This is a genomic window from Streptomyces mesophilus, from assembly GCF_040300965.1.
Taxonomy (GTDB): domain Bacteria; phylum Actinomycetota; class Actinomycetes; order Streptomycetales; family Streptomycetaceae; genus Streptomyces; species Streptomyces mesophilus_A.
In genome coordinates this window covers 61747-82999 of record NZ_JBEPEW010000015.1, presented here as the reverse complement: position 1 = coordinate 82999, position 21253 = coordinate 61747, and the positions used below count along the sequence as shown (strand labels likewise).

The 21253-nt window shown below is 70.6% G+C and carries 15 protein-coding genes; 7 read left to right on the top strand and 8 right to left on the bottom strand.

All coding sequences use genetic code 11. The annotated features are described in order from the left end of the window. Positions 1–7: 7 nt before the first annotated feature. Positions 8–892, bottom strand: a complete 885-nt coding sequence (locus ABT367_RS08605; protein WP_352250954.1) for an acyl-CoA thioesterase — start codon at positions 890–892, stop codon at positions 8–10. A gap of 37 nt (positions 893–929) precedes the next feature. After that, complete coding sequence (locus ABT367_RS08600; protein WP_352250952.1) at positions 930–3503, bottom strand: DEAD/DEAH box helicase; 2574 nt, start codon at positions 3501–3503, stop codon at positions 930–932. A gap of 106 nt (positions 3504–3609) precedes the next feature. Here ABT367_RS08600 and ABT367_RS08595 point away from each other — a divergent pair, with 106 nt between their 5' ends. Next, a complete protein-coding gene (locus tag ABT367_RS08595) occupies positions 3610–4401 on the top strand; it encodes a metal-dependent hydrolase (protein WP_352250950.1) in 792 nt (263 codons plus the stop codon). Positions 4402–4709: 308 nt separating this feature from the next. Here ABT367_RS08595 and ABT367_RS08590 read toward each other — a convergent pair whose 3' ends face one another. After that, on the bottom strand, positions 4710–6494 hold the full coding sequence (locus ABT367_RS08590) for an ABC transporter ATP-binding protein (RefSeq protein WP_352250948.1): 1785 nt from the start codon (positions 6492–6494) through the stop codon (positions 4710–4712). Beyond that, positions 6491–8311, bottom strand: a complete 1821-nt coding sequence (locus ABT367_RS08585; RefSeq protein ID WP_352250946.1) for an ABC transporter ATP-binding protein — start codon at positions 8309–8311, stop codon at positions 6491–6493. Before ABT367_RS08585 ends, ABT367_RS08590 begins: the two co-directional genes overlap by 4 nt. 236 nt (positions 8312–8547) lie before the next feature. Here ABT367_RS08585 and ABT367_RS08580 point away from each other — a divergent pair, with 236 nt between their 5' ends. The 4 genes from ABT367_RS08580 to ABT367_RS08565 all read left to right on the top strand — a co-directional run bounded on the left by ABT367_RS08580 (position 8548) and on the right by ABT367_RS08565 (position 11969). Further along, the gene (locus tag ABT367_RS08580; protein WP_352250945.1) at positions 8548–9288 is read left to right on the top strand and encodes a L,D-transpeptidase family protein; all 741 of its coding nucleotides are present in this window, start codon (positions 8548–8550) and stop codon (positions 9286–9288) included. A 101-nt stretch (positions 9289–9389) separates the two neighbouring features. Continuing rightward, complete coding sequence (locus ABT367_RS08575) at positions 9390–10364, top strand: aldo/keto reductase (protein ID WP_352250943.1); 975 nt, start codon at positions 9390–9392, stop codon at positions 10362–10364. Between the two features lie 143 nt (positions 10365–10507). Then, positions 10508–11509 carry an MDR family NADP-dependent oxidoreductase gene (locus ABT367_RS08570; protein WP_352250941.1) on the top strand — a complete coding sequence of 334 codons (1002 nt, stop codon included), beginning with the start codon at positions 10508–10510 and terminating at the stop codon, positions 11507–11509. 16 nt (positions 11510–11525) lie between these two features. Beyond that, positions 11526–11969: a MerR family transcriptional regulator gene (locus ABT367_RS08565; RefSeq protein ID WP_352250939.1), complete on the top strand. Its 444-nt coding sequence runs from the start codon at positions 11526–11528 to the stop codon at positions 11967–11969. Between the two features lie 9 nt (positions 11970–11978). Here the strand turns inward: ABT367_RS08565 and ABT367_RS08560 are convergent, their stop codons facing one another. The 3 genes from ABT367_RS08560 to ABT367_RS08550 form a co-directional block, all read right to left on the bottom strand. After that, positions 11979–13415, bottom strand: coding sequence for a Gfo/Idh/MocA family protein (locus tag ABT367_RS08560; RefSeq protein ID WP_352250937.1), 1437 nt, complete (start codon positions 13413–13415; stop codon positions 11979–11981). A 395-nt stretch (positions 13416–13810) separates the two neighbouring features. Further along, positions 13811–16744: an FAD-binding and (Fe-S)-binding domain-containing protein gene (locus ABT367_RS08555; RefSeq protein ID WP_352250935.1), complete on the bottom strand. Its 2934-nt coding sequence runs from the start codon at positions 16742–16744 to the stop codon at positions 13811–13813. A 19-nt stretch (positions 16745–16763) separates the two neighbouring features. Beyond that, positions 16764–17234, bottom strand: a complete 471-nt coding sequence (locus tag ABT367_RS08550) for a MarR family winged helix-turn-helix transcriptional regulator (protein ID WP_352250933.1) — start codon at positions 17232–17234, stop codon at positions 16764–16766. A 94-nt stretch (positions 17235–17328) separates the two neighbouring features. On the opposite strand from ABT367_RS08550, the gene ABT367_RS08545 reads away from it, so the two are divergent. Further along, positions 17329–19188 (top strand): ABC transporter ATP-binding protein, encoded by a 1860-nt coding sequence (locus ABT367_RS08545; protein WP_352250931.1) that lies wholly within the window; start codon positions 17329–17331, stop codon positions 19186–19188. Positions 19189–19254: 66 nt separating this feature from the next. Further along, positions 19255–20121 carry an endolytic transglycosylase MltG gene (mltG, locus tag ABT367_RS08540; protein WP_352250929.1) on the top strand — a complete coding sequence of 289 codons (867 nt, stop codon included), beginning with the start codon at positions 19255–19257 and terminating at the stop codon, positions 20119–20121. Here the strand turns inward: mltG and ABT367_RS08535 are convergent. After that, positions 20114–21232 carry an NAD(P)-binding domain-containing protein gene (locus tag ABT367_RS08535; RefSeq protein ID WP_352250927.1) on the bottom strand — a complete coding sequence of 373 codons (1119 nt, stop codon included), beginning with the start codon at positions 21230–21232 and terminating at the stop codon, positions 20114–20116. The genes mltG and ABT367_RS08535 overlap by 8 nt on opposite strands. Positions 21233–21253: the final 21 nt, after the last annotated feature.

The window sequence follows — 21253 nt, the reverse complement described above, 5'->3', positions numbered from 1 at the left end:
GTCGCGATCAAGCCCCCGGCTTGGGCGCCCAGGTACGGAACAGCCCTTCCTGCACCACCGATACGAGCAGCCGTCCCTCGCGGTCGTAGATCCGGCCGCGCGCAAGCCCGCGGCCGCCCGTCGCGATCGGGGACTCCTGGTCGTACAGGAACCACTCGTCCGTACGGAACGGGCGGTGGAACCACATCGCGTGGTCGAGGGAGGCCATGTCGAAACCGCGCCGCCCCCACAGCGGCTCGACCGGAATACGCACCGCATCGAGGAGGGTCATGTCACTCGCGTACGTCAACGCGCAGGTGTGCACCAGCGGATCGTCGCCCAGCGGCCCGACGGCCCGCATCCACACCGCGCTGCGCGGCTCGGCTCCCTGGACCTCGTCGGCCGACCAGCGCAGCCGGTCGACATACCGGATGTCGAAGGGCTGGCGGCGCGCCATCCGCTCCAACTGCTCGGGCAGCGCGCCCAGATGTTCACGGATCTCGTCGGCGACGCTCGGCAGCGTCTCCGGGGCCGGGGCGTCCAGGCGCGGCGGCAGCTGGTGCTCGAACGGGCCCTCCTCCGGCTGGTGGAAGGAGGCCGTGAGGTTGAAGATCGTGCGGCCCTGCTGGACGGCGGTGACCCTGCGCGTGGTGAAGGAGCGCCCGTCGCGCACCCGCTCCACCTGGTACACGATCGGCACCCCGGGACGGCCCGGGCGCAGGAAGTACGCGTGCAGCGAGTGCACCGGACGGTCCCCGTCCGTGGTGCGGCCGGCGGCGACCAGGGCCTGGCCGGCCACCTGCCCGCCGAAGACCCGCTGCAGGGACTCGTCGGGGCTCACGCCGCGGAAGATGTTGACCTCGATCTGCTCCAGGTCGAGCAGATCGACGAGACGTTCGGCGGGGTTGGTCATCGGTGGTGTTCTCCGGTGGTCACAAAAGGTCAGGGGGCTACAGCTGGCCGACGTCGGTGACGCGGACGACCGCGAGGCCCTCCGCGTCGGACGCCGTGAGGTCGACCTCGGCGCTGATGCCCCAGTCATGGTCGCCGTTCGGGTCGGCGAAGGTCTGCCGGACGCGCCAGAGCCCGTCCTCGGGACGCTCCTCGATCTGCAGCAGCTTCGGACCGCGCGCGTCGGGTCCGGTGCCGAGCTCGTCGTACTCGTCCCAGTACTTGTCCATCGCCTCGCCCCACGCGTCCGCGTCCCAGCCGGCGTCCGCGTCCAGTTCGCCGAGCGCGGATACGTTGTCGAGCGCGGCGAGTTCGACGCGGCGGAACATCGCGTTGCGGACCAGGACTCGGAAGGCCCGCGCGTTGTGCGTGACGGGCTTGACCTGGTCGGCCTTCTCCTGGGCCTCCTCGGCGGTCATCACCTCGGGGTTGGCGAGCTGCTCCCACTCGTCGAGCAGGCTGGAGTCGACCTGGCGCACCATCTCGCCGAGCCAGGCGATCAGGTCCTCGAGGTCCTCGGACTTGAGGTCGTCCGGGATGGTGTGCTCAAGGGCCTTGTAGGCGCTGGCGAGGTAGCGAAGCACGATGCCCTCGGTGCGGGCCAGCTCGTACCAGGAGGTGAACTCCGTGAAGGTCAGGGCGCGTTCGTACATGTCGCGGATGACCGACTTGGGGGAGACCGGGTGGTCGGCCACCCAGGGGTGCGACCTCTTGTAGAGGTTGTACGCGTGCCACAGGAGCTCTTCCAGGGGCTTCGGGTACGAGATGTCCTGGAGCCGCTCCATCCGCTCCTCGTACTCGACGCCGTCCGCCTTCATCTGGCCGACCGCCTCGCCGCGCGCCTTGTTCGTCATGGCGGCGAGGATCTGGCGCGGATCGTCGAGGGTCGACTCGACCACGGAGACCATGTCGAGCGCGTACGAAGGCGACTCCGGCTCCAGAAGGTCGAACGCGGCGAGCGCGAAGGTCGACAGGGGCTGGTTGAGGGCGAAGTCCTGCTGGAGGTCGACGGTGAGCCGGATCGTGCGGCCCTCGGCGTCGGGTGTGTCCAGCTGCTCCACGACGCCACCGTCGAGGAGCGAGCGGTAGATGGCGATGGCGCGGCGGATGTGCCGCAACTGCGCCTTGCGCGGCTCGTGGTTGTCCTCGAGGAGGTGCCGCATCGCCTTGAAGGCGTCACCCGGCCGGGCGATCACCGAGAGCAGCATGATGTTGGTGACCCGGAAGCGGGAGGTCAGCGGCTCCGGCTCGGAGGCGATCAGCTTCTCGAAGGTGGTGTCCGACCAGGCTACGAAACCCTCCGGGGCCTTCTTGCGGACGACCTTGCGGCGCTTCTTGGGGTCGTCGCCCGCCTTGGAGAGCGCCTTCTCGTTCTCGATGACGTGCTCGGGCGCCTGCGCCACCACGAAGCCCGCGGTGTCGAAGCCCGCGCGTCCGGCGCGACCCGCGATCTGGTGGAACTCGCGGGCCCGCAGGGTGCGCACCCGTGTGCCGTCGTACTTGGTGAGGGCCGTGAACAACACTGTGCGGATCGGCACGTTGACGCCGACGCCGAGGGTGTCCGTACCGCAGATGACCTTCAGCAGACCGGCCTGCGCGAGCTTCTCGACCAGGCGCCGGTACTTGGGCAGCATGCCGGCGTGGTGCACACCGATGCCGTGCCGGACGTAACGCGAGAGATTGCGGCCGAACTTGGTGGTGAAGCGGAAGTTGCCGATCAGCTCGGCGATCTGGTCCTTCTCCTCGCGCGTGCACATGTTGATGCTCATCAGCGACTGTGCACGCTCGACGGCCTGCGCCTGCGTGAAGTGCACGATGTAGACGGGCGCCTGCTTGGTGTCCAGGAGCTCGGTGAGCGTCTCGGTGATCGGCGTGAGCCGGTACTCGTACGACAGCGGCACCGGGCGCGTCGCCGAGCTGACCACCGAAGTGGGACGGCCGGTACGGCGCGTGAGGTCCTTCTCGAACATCGAGACATCGCCGAGCGTGGCCGACATCAGGATGAACTGCGCCTGCGGCAGCTCGAGGATCGGGATCTGCCAGGCCCAGCCGCGGTCGGCCTCGGCGTAGAAGTGGAACTCGTCCATGACCACCTGGCCGACATCCGCGGCCTTGCCGTCGCGCAGCGCGATGGAGGCGAGCACCTCGGCGGTGCAGCAGATGACGGGTGCGTCGGCGTTGACGGACGCGTCGCCCGTCAGCATGCCGACGTTCTCCGTTCCGAAGATCTTGCAGAGCTCGAAGAACTTCTCCGAGACCAGCGCCTTGATCGGAGCGGTGTAGAAGGTGACCTCGTCGCGCGCGAGCGCGGCGAAGTGCGCCGCCGCCGCGATCATGGACTTTCCGGATCCCGTCGGGGTGGAAACGATCACGTTCGCCCCGGACACGACCTCGATCAGCGCCTCCTCCTGGTGGGGATAGAGGGTGATGCCGCGTTCCTGGGCCCAGCCTTCGAAGGCTTCGTAGAGGGCGTCGGGGTCGGCTTCCGGCGGCAGCTGATCGATAAGGGTCACGCCCCCATCTTGCCTGCCCGGTCCTCCGTAAGGGGAATCGGCCGTCCGTACGAAGATCATGACCGCTACGCTGTGCAGCCAGCCGGGGCACGGCGTACCGCAACTGCGTGGCCGCCCGAGGCGTCAACTGGGCATACGTACAACAGAAATGGGGCGGGTAGCGGCCATGATGGGTCCGGCACACTCACTGTCCGGCGCGGCGGCGTGGCTGGGGGTGGGAGCGGCAGCGGCGGCCGCGGACCACGCCATGCCCTGGCCGGTTCTGCTCGTCGGCGCGCTCATCTGCGCGGGCGCGGCGCTCGCCCCCGACCTCGACCACAAGTCGGCGACGATCTCCCGGGCCTTCGGACCGCTCTCCAAGGCGCTCTGCGGGATCGTCGACAAGATCTCGTACGGGGTCTACAAGGCCACGAAGTCCCGCGCCGACGCGCGCCGCACCGGAGGCCACCGCACGCTGACCCACACCTGGCTCTGGGCGGTCATGATCGGCGTCGGCTTCTCGGCCCTCGCGGTCCTCGGCGGGCGCTGGGCGGTCCTCGGCATCCTCTTCGTCCACCTTGTCCTCGCCGTGGAAGGGCTGCTGTGGAAGGCGGCCCGGATGTCCAGCGACGTCCTGGTCTGGCTGCTCGGCGCGACCAGCGCCTGGATCCTCGCGGGTGTCCTCGACCAGCCGGGCAACGGCGCGGACTGGCTGTTCACCGGCGACGGCCAGGAGTACCTGTGGCTGGGCCTGCCGGTGCTGCTCGGCGCGGTCGTCCACACCATCGGCGACGCGCTCACGGTCTCGGGCTGCCCGATGTTCTGGCCCCTCCCCATCGCCGGCAAGCGCTGGTACCCGGTGGGCCCCCCGAAGCTGATGCGCTTCCGCGCGGGCAGCTGGGTGGAGCTGAAGCTCCTCATGCCGGCGTTCATGCTGCTCGGCGGGGTGGGCGGGGCGGCGGCGCTGGGGTACATCTGACCCGGCCCTGCCAACCCGTCGGTCCAGCCAACCCAGCCGGTCCGGCAATCCACCTGGTCCGGCCACTCAGCCCCTGCGGCGATTGAGCAGATCCGAACGAAGTTCGGATGCCGGGGCCCGGGGCGAAGCCCCGGTTTCGGGAAGGGGCGGGGCGGGGAGAGGGCCCGCCGCAGGCGCCACCCACCCGCACCCACCAGCGAGCCGCACCCGACAACGAGCCTCACCCGCGACCCACCCGACAACGAGCCGCACCCGATAAAGAGCCGAGCCGGCCCGTCCCACCCCACCCCACCCCACCGAACCCACTCTCACCCGTGCCACGACCTCCACAACGCCGCATACGCCCCATCCGCCGCCACCAACTCGTCATGACTGCCGAGCTCACTGATGCGCCCCCGCTCGACCACCGCGATCACATCCGCGTCGTGCGCGGTATGCAGCCGGTGGGCGATCGCCACGACCGTACGGCCGTCGAGCACCCGCGCCAGCGAGCGCTCCAGATGCCGCGCGGCCCGCGGATCGAGCAGCGAGGTCGCCTCGTCGAGCACCAGCGTGTGCGGGTCGGCCAGGACGAGCCGGGCCAGCGCGATCTGCTGTGCCTGCGCCGGGGTGAGCGTGAACCCACCCGAGCCCACCTCCGTGTCGAGCCCGTCGGACAGCGCCCGCGCCCACCCGTCGGCGTCGACGGCACCGAGCGCCGCCCACAGCTCGGCGTCCTCGGCACCCGAGCGGGCGAGGCGCAGGTTGTCGCGCAGGGACCCGACGAACACGTGGTGCTCCTGGTTCACCAGGGCCACATGCTCCCGTACCCGCTCCGCCGTCATCCGCGACAGCTCCGCCGCGCCGAGCGTCACCTGCCCCGTGCGCGGGGCGTAGATCCCGGCGAGGAGCCGGCCGAGCGTCGACTTGCCCGCACCGGACGGGCCGACCAGCGCGAGCCGGGTGCCGGGACGTACCCCGAGCGATACCTCACGCAGGACGTCCACCCCGGCCCGGTACCCGAAGTGCACATCCGCCGCCTCGACCTGCCGGCCCTCGGGACGTACGGACTCGTCACCCGCTCCGGGTTCGATCTCCCGTACGCCCACGAGCCGGGCCAGCGAGACCTGGGCGACCTGCAACTCGTCGTACCAGCGCAGGATCAGGCCGACCGGTTCGACCATCATCTGCGCGATCAACGCGCCGGTGGTGAGCTGTCCGACGTTGATCCAGCCCTGCAGTACGAAGACACCGCCGACCATCAGCGTCGAGGCGAGCACGGTCGTGTGCGTGACGTTGATGACGGGGAAGAGCACCGAGCGCAGGAAGAGCGTGTACCGCTCCCACTGGGTCCACTCCCGAACACGCCGGTCCGACAAGGCGATCCGCTCGGTGCCGAGCCGGTGCGCCTCGACGGTACGGCCCGCGTCCACGGTCTCCGCGAGCACCGCGGCCACAGCCGCATAGCCGGCCGCTTCCGAGCGGTACGCGGAGGGCGCCCGTTTGAAGTACCAGCGGCACCCCACCACGAGCAGCGGCACAGCGATCAGCACGGCCGGTGCCAGCGGCGGCGCGGTGACAGCGAGCCCGCCGAGCAGCAGCACCACCCACACCACACCGATCGTGAGCTGCGGCACGGCCTCCCGCATCGCGTTCGCCAGCCGGTCGATGTCGGTGGTGATGCGCGACAACAGGTCGCCGGTGCCCGCCCGTTCGAGTACACCCGGAGGCAGGCCCACGGAGCGTACGAGGAAGTCCTCGCGCAGATCGGCCAGCATCCGCTCACCGAGCATCGCCCCGCGCAGCCGAACGAGACGCACGAAGAAGGCCTGGGCGAGGAGGGCCACGACGAACAGCCCGACGGTGCGCTCGAGATGGAGATCCGCAGCCGCACCTTCGGAGGCGCGCTCGACCAGCGAGCCGAGCAGCGAGGGCCCGACCAGAGAGGCGAGCACGGCGGCCGTGTTCACGACGATCAGCAGCGTGAAGGCCTTCCGGTGGCGGCCGAACAGCTCGCGGACATAGCCGCGCACGGTCGCCGTGGAACCCACCGGCAGCGTGTTCGCGCTGCGCGGGGCCGCCGGATCGTAGGCCGGGGGCGCTACGCCGATCATGCCGACTCCTCCGTTTCATAAGTCTCGTGTGCGTATGTCTCATGTGCGTACGTCTGGGCGTACGCCGCCTCGGCGGCCTGCTCTTCCTCGGTCTCGCGTGTGACGATCGCGCGATAGCGGGGCTCGTTGTGCACCAGGTCGCGATGGAGTCCGACGGCCGCGACCTCGCCGTCGTGCACGAGGACGACCCGTTCGGCGCGGTCGAGCAGCAGCGGCGACGAGGTCAGGACCACCGTCGTACGGCCCTGGCGCAGGGCGCGCAGACCGTCGGAGATCCGCGCTTCGGTGTGCGAGTCGACCGCGGAGGTCGGCTCGTCGAGCACGAGCACCTCCGGATCGGTCACCAACGAGCGCGCCAGGGCGAGCCGTTGGCGCTGTCCGCCGGAGAGCGACCGGCCGCGTTCGGTGATCGGCGCCTGCATCGGGTCCTCGTCGAGAGCGGCCTGGGTCAGCGCCTCGAGCACATCCGCGCACTCGGCCGCCGCCAGCGCCTCCTCCGGCGTGACCTTGCCGGAGGCCGGCACATCGAGCAGCTCACTGAGCGTGCCCGACAGCAGCACCGGGTCCTTGTCCTGGACCAGCACGGCCGCACGGGCCGAAGCGAGGGGCAGCTCGTCGAGCGGGATCCCGCCCAGCCGTACGGAGGCGACCGGTTCGTCAAGGGAGGGGTGGCCGCCGAGCCGTTCGGCAAGACGACCCGCCTCGTCCGGATCCCCGCACACCACGGCGGTCAGCCGGCCGGCCGGAGCGAGCAGCCCGGTCACCGGGTCGTACAAGTCGCCCTCGGGCGCGGTGTGCTCGAGCTTCCCGCTGCCGTCCATCGACCGCTCGATGGAAAGCACCCGCGCCGCCCGGCGGGCCGAGGGGCGCGAGAAGGAGTACGCCATGGCGATCTCCTCGAAGTGCCGCAGCGGGTACATCAGGAGCATCACCGCGCTGTAGACCGTGACCAGTTCGCCGACCTGGATCCGGCCGTCACGGACGAGTCCGATGCCGTACCAGATCACGGCGACCAGCAGCAGTCCGGGAAGCAGCACCTGGACAGCGCTGATCCACGCCCACATCCGCGCACTGCGCACGGCCGCCCGCCGCACCTCCTGAGAGGCCTCGCGATACCGCGTGAGGAACAGCTCCTCGCCGCCGATGCCGCGCAGCACCCGCAGACCCGCGACCGTGTCGGCGGCCAACTCGGTGGCCCGACCCGCCTTCTCACGCTGGACGTCCGCGAGTTTGGTGGCCCTCGGCAGCAGCGGGATCACCCCGAGTGCGAGCACCGGGACGCCGATCACGACGACCAGAGCCAGCGCGGGCTGGTACACGGCCAGCGCGACACACACCAGGACGACGGTCATGGCGGCCGCAAGGAAACGCGACAGCGCCTCCACGAACCAGCCGATCTTCTCGACATCACCGGTCGACACCGCGACCACTTCACCGGCCGCCACGCGCCGGGTCAGGGCGGAGCCGAGTTCGGCGGTCTTGCGGGCGAGCAGCTGCTGGACACGGGCCGCGGCAGTGATCCAGTTGGTGACGGCGGTGCGGTGCAGCATCGTGTCGCCGAGCGCGATGGCCGCGCCCGCCAAGGCGAGGAACCCGCCCGCGAGGGCGAGTCTGCCGCCGTCGCGGTCGACGACCGCCTGCACGGCGTAGCCCACCGCGAACGCCAGGCCCATCACGGACGAGAAGTGCAGCAGACCCCAGGCGAAGGATCGGAACTGGCCGCCGATCTGGTTCCGCCCGAGCCACAGCAGGAATCGGGATCCGGAGCGTGCGTCGGGCACACCCGGGTCGGGGTACGGAAGGTCACTGATCTGCATGATGTCCAGAGCTCGGCAAGCGGATGGGAGGGCGGCCGCGCAGGGGACCGCGGGGGAAGGGAACGTGCAAGGTTCCCTGTCGGACGCGGGCCGGGGCAAACGATTTTCCGGCCGAGAGTGCTCTTTTCGGACGGGCCGCGGGCTGGGCGCCCGGCGGCCACCGGTTCCGTCGGGGGCCGCACGGGCCCAAGGTCCCACCCCGTCCGTCAGGCGACCCCCGTGCGAGCATGGAACGCATGCGCATATCCGGCATGCTGCGGTCCTCGCTCGTCGCCGTGACCCTGACTGCGGCCCTGACTTCCTGCGGCAGCGGTACGCAGGGCGCCGGCGGCCGTACGCAGGACAGTCCCGCGAACGCCGGTACCGAGCCGAGCGCTTCGCCGACGAGGGACCTCGCACGCATCCCCGGTGTCGGCGACCGTCTGCAGCGGCAGATCCCGGCGGGCTCCCGCCAGGTCGTCGCCGTCTACGGCCGGGGCGAGGACTCCGCGAAATCCACCGCGGCGCTGTTCACCCGGCACGGCGCCACCTGGGACCGCGAGCGCATCTGGCCCGCGCACAACGGCAGGAAGGGCTGGACCACCGACCACCACGAGGACGACAAACGCAGCCCCGTCGGTGTCTTCACGCTCAGCGACGCGGGCGGTGTCCGCGCCGAGCCCGGCGCGAAACTCCCGTACACCCGCTCCGCGGCGGCCTTCACCGCGCCACGCTCCTGGCCGAGGACGCACTGGCACGACTTCGACCTCGTGATCGCGATCGACTACAACCGCGTCAAGGGGACGGCTCCGAGCGACCCGACCCGGCCCGAGGGCCGCGCCAAGGGCGGCTCGATCTGGCTGCACCTGGACCACGGCAGCGGCACGTCAGGCTGCGTCAGCCTGCCGGAGCAGGGCATGGAGCAGCTGCTGCGCACCTTGGACCCGGAACGGGATCCGGTGATCGTCATGGGCGATCGCGCGCATCTCGAAGCCTGAGCCCGGTTCCGTCCAACTTCCGGTGTACGTAAGTTCATTGGCCCGCGCACTGCACCACCGAGACCCGCGCACTGCACCACCGAGAGAGGACGTCCATGGCCATGCACAGCAACAGGCTCGGCTCCAGCGACGTGCACGTCGGCGAACTCGGGTTCGGCGGCGGACCGCTCGGGGGCCTGTTCGCGCCGCTCGACGACGAGACGGCCGCGGCGGCGCTCGACGCGGCCTGGGATGCCGGCATCCGCTACTACGACACGTCGCCGCACTACGGAATCGGTCACTCCGAGCGCCGGATCGGCAATCTGCTCGAGCACAAGCCGCGTGCTGAATACACCCTGTCCACGAAGGTCGGCCGGCTGCTCGTGCCCCAGGAGGACGAGGGGCGCTTGGACGGTGCCTTCCATGTGCCGGCGACCCACCGGCGGGTGTGGGACTTCACCCGCGACGGGATCCTCAAGAGCGTCGAGGACTCGCTGAAGCGGCTGCGTACGGACCGTATCGACATCCTGTTCCTGCACGACGCCGAGGAGCACTTCGAGGACGCCCTGTCCAGCGGCTACCCCGCGCTCGCCGAACTGCGGGCGCAGGGAGTGGTCGGGGCGATCGGCGCGGGCATGTACGACCCCGCCCTGCTCACGCGGCTGGTCACCGAGGCCGATCCCGACGTGGTGATGCTCTCCGGCCGCTACACCCTGCTCGACCACAGTGCGCTCGACACCCTGCTGCCCGCCTGCGCCGAGCGCGGAGTCTCGGTGCTCGCCGCGTCCGTCTTCAACTCGGGGCTCCTTGCGGGCGAACAGCCGGTGCAGGGCGCGACGTTCGACTACGCCCCGGCCTCCGCCGAGCTGTTGCGACGCGCCCGGCACATCGCCGCGGTGTGCCGGGAGTACGGGGTGACCCTGCCGCAGGCGGCGCTGGCCTTCGCACGCCGCCATCCGGTCGTCGCGAGCGTGGTCGTCGGCATGCGTGACGCAGACGAAGTGACCGCCGACGTCGCGGCGTTCGGGGCCGAGGTCCCCGACGCGCTGTGGCCGGCCCTGCACACCGCGGGCCTGATCGACGCCCGCGCGCTGTGATCGGAGCCTCGTCGTGCGGTGCCCGACGGACGGCGGCGGGTTGAACTCCGGCCGGGACACGGCGCCCGTGCACGACAGTCGTCCACGCCCTCGGCACCCGGGGACTTGCCCCTGACCCGCGGGTCAAGGCTTAGCGTCCCGGGATGACAGCGACCCAGCGTCTCGTACGCCTGCAGCGCACCCCGGCCGGCTTGCCGGCCCCCGGCGACTTCGCCCTGGTCCATGACCCGATGCCCCGGCTCGAGGCCGGCCAAGTGCTGGTCCGCAACACGCACTTCCTCGTGTTCCCGGGCCTGCGCACCCTCATCGGAGGGGAGACCCGCGATGTCCCCCTGCCGCCGGTGCGTCCCGGTGACGCACTCTTCGGGCCGGCGATCGGCGAAGTCGTCGACGGGCCGCTGGAGAAGGGCATGCCGGTGCTGCACCTGCAGGGCTGGCGGGACCATGCGACACCGGCGGCCGCGGAGTGCCGTCCACTGGACGGCCGTCTGCCCGACCCGGTGGCCCATCTCGCTCAGGGCGCTGCCGCGTACGGCGCGCTGACGAGACTGGCCCGGGTCCACAAGGGGGAGACGGTGTTCGTGACCGGTGCCGCCGGCGCCGTGGGCACACTGGCGGGCCAGATCGCCCGGCTGCTGGGGGCCGGTCGTGTGATCGGGAGTACCGGCTCACGCGACAAGGCCCGCCGACTGGAGCGGGAGCTCGGCTATGACGCCACCGTGCTGCGTGGCGCGGCACCGTACGAAAGGCAGCTCCCGGAGGCTGCGCCGGACGGGATCGATGTCGTCCTGGACACCGTGGGCGGCGAACAACTGACGGCAGCCGTCCAAGCGGCGAACCGGGGCGCGCGGTTCGCCCTGGTGGGCGCCCTGGCCGGGCAGCTGTCCCCGGACCGCGCGGGTGGAAGCGCGCCCGCGGTGCTCGACACCTACCGCTTGCTGACCCGGGGCATCACCGTGGCCGGATACAGCGGGGTCGATCATCCGGATGTGGAGGCCGAGTGGGAGTCACGGTTCGGGGACTGGCTGCGCGCGGGCGATATCCACTTCCCGTACACCTCCGTTCGAGGAATGGAGCACGCCCCGGCAGCGTTGCCCCGACTGATCGCGGGCCACTCGTTCGGGGCGGCCGTCGTGGAGTTGTAGGCGGGGCGGAGCGGACATGCGGATCGGTGAGGCAGCGGCGGCGGCCGGGACCACGCCGCGTGCCCTGCGCCTGTACGAATCCCGCGGCCTGCTCCGGCCGCCGCCGCGCTCCGCGTCCGGGCAACGCGAGTACGGTGCCGCGGACGTGGCCCGTATCCGTGTCATCCGCAGCCTGCTGGCACTCGGCCTCACCCTGGAGGACATCCGCCGCCGCGCCCACCGTCTGGACGCCCTCGCCGCGGGACCGCCGGTTGCGTGCGACGCCGGCCCCGGCGCGTTCAGTGACGTCGTGGCGGATCGGCTGGCCGCCCTTGACGCGGAGATCGCACGTCTCGGCAGTCTGCGGCAGAGCCTCGCAACCGCCGCGGGCGCGACGCGAGATCCCGAGGCCCGCGCCGGCGGACCCTCGGACGGCCGGCGCAGCACGGTGCCGCCTCGCACCGACGAGGCGGCACCGTAAGGCCGTTGCCTAAGCGGACGGCTTCGCCGAGTCCACACCCGAGCGCTTCTTGCGCCACTCGCCGCGCGTGAAGTCCGGGATCTCCTGCGGTTCGCCCTTGGCCTTGATCGACAGATGGCTCAGCGGTACGGGCGCGGTCCAGGTGGCCGCGTCGTACACGTCGAAGTCCGGGACGAGGCCCAGCTGCATGGTCTGCATCAGCCGGAAGATCATGATGTAGTCCATGCCGCCGTGGCCGCCGGGCGGGTTGGAGTGCTCCTTCCACAGCCAGTGGTCCCACTCGGCGTAGTCGCCGAAGTTGTGCCAGACGTCGTCGCCGTGGTCCGGCTCGAGGTAGATCCGCGCCGGGTAGTCCTCGAAGACGCCCTTCGTGCCGCCGAGGCTGTTGATCCTGCTGTACGGGTGCGGCGTGGACACATCGTGCTCGAGACGGATGACCCGGCCCTTGGCCGTCTGCACCAGGCTGATGGTGCGGTCCGACTCGATGTAGGTCTCCTTCCAGCTCGGGTCGCCGGGCGGCATGTTGGCCTTGCGGTACTCGGCGAGGCCGAGCGCCGGGGTGCCGAAGCTGGAGATGTGCGTGACGCGGTCGCCGCGGTTGATGTCCATGTAGTTGGAGACCGGTCCGAAGCCGTGGTTCGGATACAGGTCGCCGCGCAGGCGCGTGTGCCACAGGCGGCGCCAGGGGCCTTCGTAGTAGTCCGGGTCGAACATCAGGCCGCGCAGATCGTGGTTGTACGCGCCGGCGCCGTGCAGCAGATCACCGAAGAGCCCGGCGTGCGCCATCCGCAGGACGCGCATCTCGTTCTTGCCGTAGCAGCAGTTCTCCAGCTGCATGCAGTGGCGGCGGGTGCGCTCCGAGAGGTTCACCAGCTCCCACAGCTGTCCGAGCTCCATGGCGATCGGACATTCCACGCCGACGTGCTTTCCGTTGAGCATGGCGGTCTTCGCCATCTCGAAGTGCCAGTCCCAGGGCGTCGCCACGTAGACGAAGTCCAGGTCGGCGCGCTTGCAGAGGTTCTCGAAGTCGTGGTCGCCCTTGGCGTAGGTGCCGGGGGCGGGCTGTCCCGCGTCCGTCACCTTCTTCGCGCAACTCTCGATCTTCTCCTTGACCGGGTCGCAGATCGCCACGACCTGTACCCCGGGTATCGCCAGGAACAGATCGATCATGCTGCCACCGCGGTTGCCGAGTCCGATGATGCCGACCCGGACCGTGCTGCGTGCCTGGAACGGAACGTTGACCATGGTGGCGCCCGACCGCGCTTCGGCTCTGCCGGCCGGCGCGCCCTCCGCGGTGCCGGCATGCGCGGCGCCCGTGCCCACCGCGCCCAGACCGATACCCGCGGCGCCTGCGATACCCGCGGCGCGCAGCGCGGAACGGCGGGACAGGCCCCCGTCGGCAGCATGGGACTCGTCAGGGGTGGGGGTGGCGTTCTCGTCGTGCATCGGACCTCCGTCGATAAGGCGGGGATGGATGGAGCAACGGCGCCAGCCACCCTCGTCGTGGGAACTCCGTGACGCAAGAGGCCGAAGTGGACAGGGAGTTGGACTTCTGGCGCACCGGCTTGGACTCATAGCGGCCAAGGGCGTGCCGCTTCGTCCCTGAGCGGGGCAATGTGTCCGTTCCTGACCCCCGATCAATTCACCGGTCGGGAAGGGGGATCGCGACGGAATACGCAGGAGAAGCGGGGTGGCCGAGCAGCTGCGAGCACGCCTGTGCGCGCAGTCCCCGGAAAAGCGCAGGGCGCGGCCGCCGGAAGGCGCTGCACACCGTCATCCCAGGACGACGAAGCCGCCCCGGCCCGCTGATGCGGACCGGGGCGGCGAAGTGCCGTGCGGAGTCAGGCAGTTGGACGTGTGGCCCGCTCCAGCTCCATCAGCACCGAGTAGTACGAGCGCCCCGTGGCGTGATCCATACCGACCTCGCACATGCGGTTGGCCGACAGGTGCGCGTCGAAGTGGCGCGAGGTGACCATGGCCGCCTCGCGGGCGGTGGCCGACTCGGTGAGCTCCTTGTGCAGCATGCCGCGGTCACCGGCGAAGGCGCAGCAGCCCGCGTCGTCGGGGACGACGACCTCGTGCGCACAGGCTTCGGCGACGGTCTTCAGCTGGGCGTCGTCGCCCAAGTGCCGCATGGAGCAGGTGGGATGGACCACCGCGGAGTCGACCTTGCGGTGCACGGTGAGATGGGGGAGCAGTTCATCGGCGGCCCAGACGAGCGAGTCGACGATGGTCAGCTCGGCATGCAACTGCCGGTTGGCGTCGGTGAGATACGGCACCACCTCGTGCGCGATGCCCAGGGTGCACGAGGACGCGTCGACGACCAGCGGCAGCCTTCCGCCCGCCGTCCAGCCCCAGGCCGCCTCGACGATGCGATTGGCCATCACGGCGTTGCCGTCGTCGTACCCCTTGGAGTGCCAGATCGTCGCGCAGCACGTTCCGGCCACGTCCGAGGGGATCCACACGGGCTTGCCCGCCCGCGCGGAGACGGCCACGACGGACTGCGCGAGCGACGGACCCTTGCGGTCCTCGGGGCCGCCGAAGATCCGGTTCACGCAGGCGGGGTAGTAGACGGCGCTCGCGCCCGTACGGGAGGTGTGCGGCAGTTTGCGGGCGGCGGCGCCCGGGACCTCCGGCAGCCACTCGGGTACGAGGTCGGGGCGTACCGCCTTGCGCGCGACGCGGGTCACCGCGGTGAGCAGCTTGTCGCTGATCTTGTCGGCGGCGCCCACCGCGAGCCGCGCCGAGATCTCGACGGCCTTGAAGTTCTTGGCGGCAAGCGCCGCGATCCTCTCCTCGCGCGGCGAGTGCCGTGCGTGCCGGAACGACTTCATCATCATGCCGGTGTCGATCCCGACCGGGCAGGCCAGTTTGCAGGTCGAGTCCCCGGCGCAGGTGTCCACCGCGTCGTAGCCGTACGCCTCGACGAGGCCGTCCTCCACAGGTGAACCGGGGGACTGGCGCATCATCTCCCGGCGCAGCACGATCCGTTGGCGCGGCGTTGTGGTCAAGTCGTGGCTGGGGCAGGTCGGTTCGCAGAAGCCGCACTCGATGCACGGATCCGCGATCAGCTCGACCTTGGGGATCGTCTTCAGGCCGCGCAGATGCGCCTTGGGGTCGCGGTCAAGGACGATCCGGGGAGCGAGCACCCCGTCCGGATCGATGACCTGCTTGATCCGCCACATCAGCTCGGTGGCCTTCTCACCCCACTCCAGCTCCAGGAACGGCGCGATGTTGCGGCCCGTGGCGTGTTCGGCCTTGAGCGAGCCGTCGAAGCGCTCGACGGTCAGCCGGCAGAACTCGTCCATGAACGCCGCGTACCGCTCCACGTCCGAAGGCTTCGCCGCGTCGAACGCGAGCAGGAAGTGCAGATTGCCGTGCGCCGCGTGCCCCGCGACCGCCGCGTCGAAGCCGTGGCGCGTCTGGAGCTCGAGCAACGCGGTGCAGGCATCGGCGAGCCGGCCGGGCGGTACCGCGAAATCCTCGGTGATCAGCGTCGTACCGGAAGGACGCGAGCCGCCGACGGCCGTGACGAAGGCCTTGCGCGCCTTCCAGTAGCCCGCGATGGTCCCCGCGTCCCGGGTGAACGCATTGGTCACCGAGGCGACCGGCGCGACCAGTTCGAGCTCCGTCATCACCTGCGCCGCGGCCTTCTCGTACGCGGCCTGCCGCTCCTCGTCCGGCGCCCGGAACTCGACGAGGAGCGCCGTGGTCTCCTTCGGCAGCTGCGCCCAGTCCTGCGGTACACCCTGCACGCTCACCGAGGCGCGCAGCGTATTGCCGTCCATCAGCTCCACGGCGAGCGCACCCGCCTCGTTGAACCTCGGCACGGCGACGGCCGCGTCCCTGAGCGTCGGGAAGAACAGCAGCGCCGAGGACACCCGCCGGTCAAGCGGCAGCGTGTCGAAGACGACCTCGGAGATGAATCCGAAGGTGCCCTCCGAGCCGACCATCAGGCCGCGCATGATCTCCACCGGGGTCGATCCGTCGAGGAAGGCGTCGAGCCGGTAGCCGTTGGTGTTCTTGATCTCGTACTTGGCGCGAATGCGCCGTACGAGCCCGGCATCGGCCTCGATCTCCCGCTTGATGTCCAACAGGCCCTCGCACAGTGCCGGTTCGGCATGCGCCAGCTGCTCGTCGGCGTCCGGCTCGGCGGTGTCCACGACCGTGCCGGACGGCAGCACGAAGGTCAGCGAGGCAAGGGTGCGATACGAGTTGCGGGTGGTCCCGGCCGTCATCCCGGACGCGTTGTTGGCGACGACACCGCCCAGCGTGCACGCGATGGCGCTCGCCGGGTCGGGGCCGAGCACCCGTCCGTGCCGCGCGAGCGTGGCGTTGGCGCGTACGACGGTGGTGCCGGGCTGGATCCGCGCCCGCTCGCCGTCGCCGAGCACCTCGATCCCGGCCCAGTGCTTGCGCACGTCGACCAGGATGTCCTCGCCCTGCGCCTGCCCGTTCAACGAGGTCCCGGCCGCACGGAAGACCACCTGCCGGCCCTTGCCGTGCGCGTACGAGAGCACGGCCGACACATCGTCGATGTCCTCGGCGACCACCACGACCTGCGGCACGAACCGGTACGGGCTCGCGTCGGAGGCATAGCGCACCAGATCGGAGATGTTCCACAGCACCTTCTCCGAGCCGAGCAGGTCGATCAGCTCGCTGCGCAGCGGTTCGGGTGTGCCGGTCGCCTGGCCGTCCTGCACCCGGTCGGGTGAGGGCTCGCCCCGGTCAAGGCGCGGGCGCAGCGCATCGGGGTTCGGCTCCAGCAAGGGCATCGGCTCTCCTCGGCGTCGGTCAGTGCCGCCCGGGTTCGTCCACCAGGGCGGAGAGAAGGCTGCCGAACACCTCGCGCTGCTCGGCGGTCAATGGAGCCAGGATGTCCTGAGCGGCCGAACGGCGCGCGTCGCGCAGCGTCCGCAGCGCCTCGCGGCCGGTTTCGGTCAGCTCGATACGGATCACCCGGCGGTTCGCCGGATCGGGCGCGCGCCGGACGCAGCCACCCGCCTCCAGGCCGTCGACGAGCGTGGTGATCGCCCGCGGCACGACCTCCATACGGGCCGCCAGGTCGGCCATCCGCGGCGGCTCGTCATGGTGCGCGAGGTGATGGGACAGAACGCGCAGGAGACGGGACTGGGCCGGGGTGATCCCGAGCCCGGACTCCTCGAGGAGGCGCTTGTTGACGCGGTGCATCCGGCGCGTGAGGCGGAGCAGCTGCTCGGCGAGGAGGCCATCGCGGTCCGTGGCCTGGTCGGTGCCCTGGGTCATGCCGCGAGCGTATCAGGACTCCGCTCATTGTGAGTATAGGTAACAATGAGCTATGCTCCTCGGGTGATGTATATACCCCCGCCTTAGGAGGCACATGAAGCCCGCCCGCACCGATCTCGAAAGCACCTGGTCCGCCCCGCCCCGCGATCCGGAGAAGCCGCGCGAGCTGCGCCGTATCGCCCGGCTCTTCCGCCCCTACCGAGGCCGGCTCGCGGTCGTCGCCCTGCTGGTGGCCGCCTCGTCCCTGGTCTCCGTGGCCACCCCGTTCCTGCTCAAGGAAATCCTCGACACCGCCCTTCCCGACGGCCGCACCGGGCTGCTCAGCCTGCTCGCCCTCGGCATGATCCTCGCCGCCGTCGTCGGCGGCGTCTTCGGTGTCCTGCAGACCCTGATCTCCACCACGGTCGGCCAGCGCGTCATGCACGACCTGCGCACTGCGGTGTACGGACGTCTCCAGCAGATGTCCCTGGCCTTCTTCACGCGCACCCGCACCGGAGAGGTGCAGTCGCGGATCGCCAATGACATCGGCGGCATGCAGGCCACCGTCACCTCCACCGCGACCTCGCTCGTGCAGAACTTCACGAGCGTGCTCGCCACCGTCGTCGCGATGCTCGCGCTCGACTGGCGTCTCACCCTCGTCTCGCTGGTGCTGCTGCCCGTCTTCGTGATGATCAGCCGCAAGGTCGGCAACGAGCGCAAGAAGATCACCACCAAGCGCCAGAAGCAGATGGCGGTGATGGCCGCCACCGTCACCGAGTCCCTCTCGGTCAGCGGCATCCTGCTCGGCCGCACCATGGGCCGTTCCGACTCCCTGACCAAGTCCTTCGCGGACGAGTCCGAGCGCCTGATCGACCTCGAGGTCAGGTCCAGCATGGCCGGCCGCTGGCGGATGTCGACCATCGGCATCGTCATGGCCGCGCTGCCCGCGCTCCTCTACTGGGCGGCGGGCCTCGCCCAGCACATGGGCGGCCCCGCGGTCACGCTCGGCACCCTCGTCGCCTTCGTCTCGCTCCAGCAGGGCCTGTTCCGTCCGACGGTCAGCCTGCTGTCCACCGGCGTCCAGATCCAGACCTCGCTCGCCCTGTTCCAGCGCATCTTCGAGTACCTGGACCTGCCCATCGACATCCAGGAGCCCGCGAACCCGGTGCGTCTGGAGAAGGTCAAGGGTGAAGTCCGCTTCGAGAACGTCGAGTTCCGCTACGACGACGAGAGCGCGCCCATCCTCGACGCCATCGACGTCACCGTCCCCGCCGGCCGCAGTCTCGCGGTCGTCGGCCCGACCGGCTCCGGCAAGTCGACGCTCAGCTCCCTCGTACCGCGTCTGTACGACGTGACCGGCGGCCGCGTCACCATCGACGGAGTGGACGTACGCGACCTGGACTTCGACACCCTCGCGGACACGGTCGGCGTCGTCTCCCAGGAGACGTACCTCTTCCATGCCTCCGTCGCCGACAACCTCCGCTTCGCCAAACCGGACGCGACCGACGAGGAGCTCCACGCGGCGGCCAAGGCGGCTCAGATCCACGACCACATCGCTTCGCTGCCGGACGGCTACGAGACCGTGGTCGGAGAGCGCGGCCACCGGTTCTCCGGCGGCGAGAAGCAGCGCCTGGCCATCGCCCGTACGATCCTGCGCGACCCGCCGGTCCTGATCCTCGACGAGGCCACCAGCGCGCTCGACACCCGGACCGAACACGCGGTCCAGGAGGCGATCGACGCCCTGTCCGCCAACCGCACCACGATCACCATCGCCCACCGTCTCTCGACGGTCCGCGCCGCCGACGAGATCGTCGTCCTCGACGCCGGCCGGGTCGCCGAACGCGGCACGCACGCCTCGCTCCTGGAGCAGGACGGGCGGTACGCGGCGCTGGTCCGCCGCGACGCCCAGCAGCCCGACGCGGGGGCGGCCGCGCGGCAGCCGGCGAGCGGGAAGCGCCTGGAGCCCGTGGCGTAAGCCTGAGTGGGTACACGACCACGCCGAATGTCCGATTTATTGCTTTGTGCGGGTTACCGTGCCCGCATGCGCAACGACAGTGCCCCCCAGGGCAGGATCCGCCTCACCCGCAGAGGCAAGGTCGCCCTCGCCATGACCGGCGCCCTGCTCGCCGGCGCCGCGGCCGGCGTTCCCGTACTGCTCGACCGGCAGGAACCGCAGCCGCAGGCCAAGACCCTGCTCGTGCCCGAAGGCTGGCGCACCTCGCAGGTGTACGAGGCGATCGACAAGGCGCTCGAAGCGGCCCCCGGCACGACGAAGAAGTCCGCGCACACCATCGGTCTGAAACTGCCGGGAGAGGCGGCCGGCCACCCCGAGGGCTATCTGTTCCCCGCCACGTATCCGATCGGCGAGGAATCGACCCCGGCGTCCCTCCTCGCGTACATGGTCGACACCGCGAACCGCCGCTTCGGCGGACCGAAGGTGAAGGGCGCGGCGGAGGGCCAGGCGGTCTCCGTCTACCAGGCGGTGACGATCGCGAGCATCGCGCAGGCGGAGGCGGAGACGAAGCAGGACATGGGCAAGGTGGCCCGGGTCGTCTACAACCGCATGAACCTCGGCATGCCGCTCCAGATGGACTCGACCATCAACTACGCGCTGAACCGCTCCACGGTGGACACCTCCATGACGGACACCCGGATCTCCAGTCCGTACAACACGTATGCCCGCACCGGTCTGCCGCCCACGCCCATCGCCAACCCGGGTGACGACGCCCTCGCGGCAGCACTGAACCCGCCGCAGGGCGACTGGCTCTACTTCGTCACGGTCAAGCCCGGGGACACCCGCTTCACTGCGGACTACGCCGAACACCAGCGCAACGTCGAGGAGTTCAACGCGGCGCGGCAGGCGCAGAAGCAGACGCAGGCGAAGAACGGTTCGGCAAACGTCAGTTGACCGCCGCCGCAACGGGTCGGGACACCGACGCGGGTTGCTGTGCGAGCAGCCTGCGGATCTCCGCCACCGCCGCGCGTCCCGCCCGGTTGGCACCGATGGTGCTCGCCGACGGCCCGTAACCCACCATGTGGATACGGGGATCGCGCGCCGCGCGCGTCCCTTCGAGCCGTATGCCGCCGCCCGTCTCGCGCAGCCGCAGCGGTGCGAGGTGGTCGACGACGGGGCGGAAACCGGTGGCCCACAGGATCACATCGGCTTGGATCTCCCGGCCGTCGGCCCAGGCGATTCCGTCCGGAGTGATCCGGTCGAACATCGGCTGCCGGTCGAGTACGCCCTCCGCGATGCCCCGGCGGATCGCGTCGTTCAGCGGCAGGCCGGTCACCGAGACGACACTGCGCGGCGGCAGCCCCTGCCGCACCCGGTCCTCGACGAGTGCCACGGCCGCGCGGCCCTCCTCCTCGCCGAACGGGCCCTCGCGGAACACCGGTTCACGCCGGGTTACCCAGGTGGTGGAGGCCGCATAGGGCGCGATCTCCAGGAGGTGCTGGGTGCCCGAGGCCCCGCCGCCCACGACCACCACCCGCTGCCCGGCGAACTCCTGCGGCCCGGGGTACTGCGCGGTGTGCAACTGCCGCCCGCGGAAGGTCTCCTGGCCCCGATAGCGGGGCCAGAACGGCCGGTCCCAGGTGCCCGTCGCGTTGATCAGCGTGCGGGTGGCGTAGGTGCCTTCGGAACTCTCGACGAGCAGCCGCCCGCCCTCGCCCTCGCGCACGGCCGTGACGTCCACGGGGCGGTGCACGCGCAGGTCGAACCTCTCCTCGTACGCGGTGAAGTACGCGCCGATCACCTCGGAGGAGGGGCGCGAGTCGTCGGCGCCCGTCAGCTCCATGCCGGGCAGCGCGTGCATCCCGTGCACCCGCCCGTACGTCAGCGTCGGCCACCGGAACTGCCAGGCGCCGCCCGGCCGGGGCGCGTGGTCCAGGACCACGAAGTCGCGGTCGGGCTGGTAGCCGACGCGTTGCAGGTGGTAGGCGGCGGACAGTCCGGCCTGCCCCGCACCGATGACCACGACGTCGACCTGCCGCGCTTCTCGTACCCCGATGTCGTTCACGTTTCTACCAACCGTCGGGGT

Bases quoted from the DNA above. Each gene is read 5' to 3' on its own strand.
- ABT367_RS08600 (WP_352250952.1), bottom strand. From the start codon at position 3,503: ATGATCTTCGTACGGACGGCCGATTCCCCTTACGGAGGACCGGGCAGG.
- ABT367_RS08555 (WP_352250935.1), bottom strand. From the start codon at position 16,744: ATGCCCTTGCTGGAGCCGAACCCCGATGCGCTGCGCCCGCGCCTTGAC.
- ABT367_RS08570 (WP_352250941.1), top strand. From the start codon at position 10,508: ATGACAGCGACCCAGCGTCTCGTACGCCTGCAGCGCACCCCGGCCGGC.
- ABT367_RS08595 (WP_352250950.1), top strand. From the start codon at position 3,610: ATGATGGGTCCGGCACACTCACTGTCCGGCGCGGCGGCGTGGCTGGGG.
- ABT367_RS08580 (WP_352250945.1), top strand. From the start codon at position 8,548: ATGCGCATATCCGGCATGCTGCGGTCCTCGCTCGTCGCCGTGACCCTG.
- ABT367_RS08565 (WP_352250939.1), top strand. From the start codon at position 11,526: ATGCGGATCGGTGAGGCAGCGGCGGCGGCCGGGACCACGCCGCGTGCC.
- ABT367_RS08545 (WP_352250931.1), top strand. From the start codon at position 17,329: ATGAAGCCCGCCCGCACCGATCTCGAAAGCACCTGGTCCGCCCCGCCC.
- ABT367_RS08560 (WP_352250937.1), bottom strand. From the start codon at position 13,415: ATGCACGACGAGAACGCCACCCCCACCCCTGACGAGTCCCATGCTGCC.
- mltG (WP_352250929.1), top strand. From the start codon at position 19,255: ATGCGCAACGACAGTGCCCCCCAGGGCAGGATCCGCCTCACCCGCAGA.
- ABT367_RS08575 (WP_352250943.1), top strand. From the start codon at position 9,390: ATGCACAGCAACAGGCTCGGCTCCAGCGACGTGCACGTCGGCGAACTC.
- ABT367_RS08605 (WP_352250954.1), bottom strand. From the start codon at position 892: ATGACCAACCCCGCCGAACGTCTCGTCGATCTGCTCGACCTGGAGCAG.
- ABT367_RS08585 (WP_352250946.1), bottom strand. From the start codon at position 8,311: ATGCAGATCAGTGACCTTCCGTACCCCGACCCGGGTGTGCCCGACGCA.
- ABT367_RS08550 (WP_352250933.1), bottom strand. From the start codon at position 17,234: ATGACCCAGGGCACCGACCAGGCCACGGACCGCGATGGCCTCCTCGCC.
- ABT367_RS08590 (WP_352250948.1), bottom strand. From the start codon at position 6,494: ATGATCGGCGTAGCGCCCCCGGCCTACGATCCGGCGGCCCCGCGCAGC.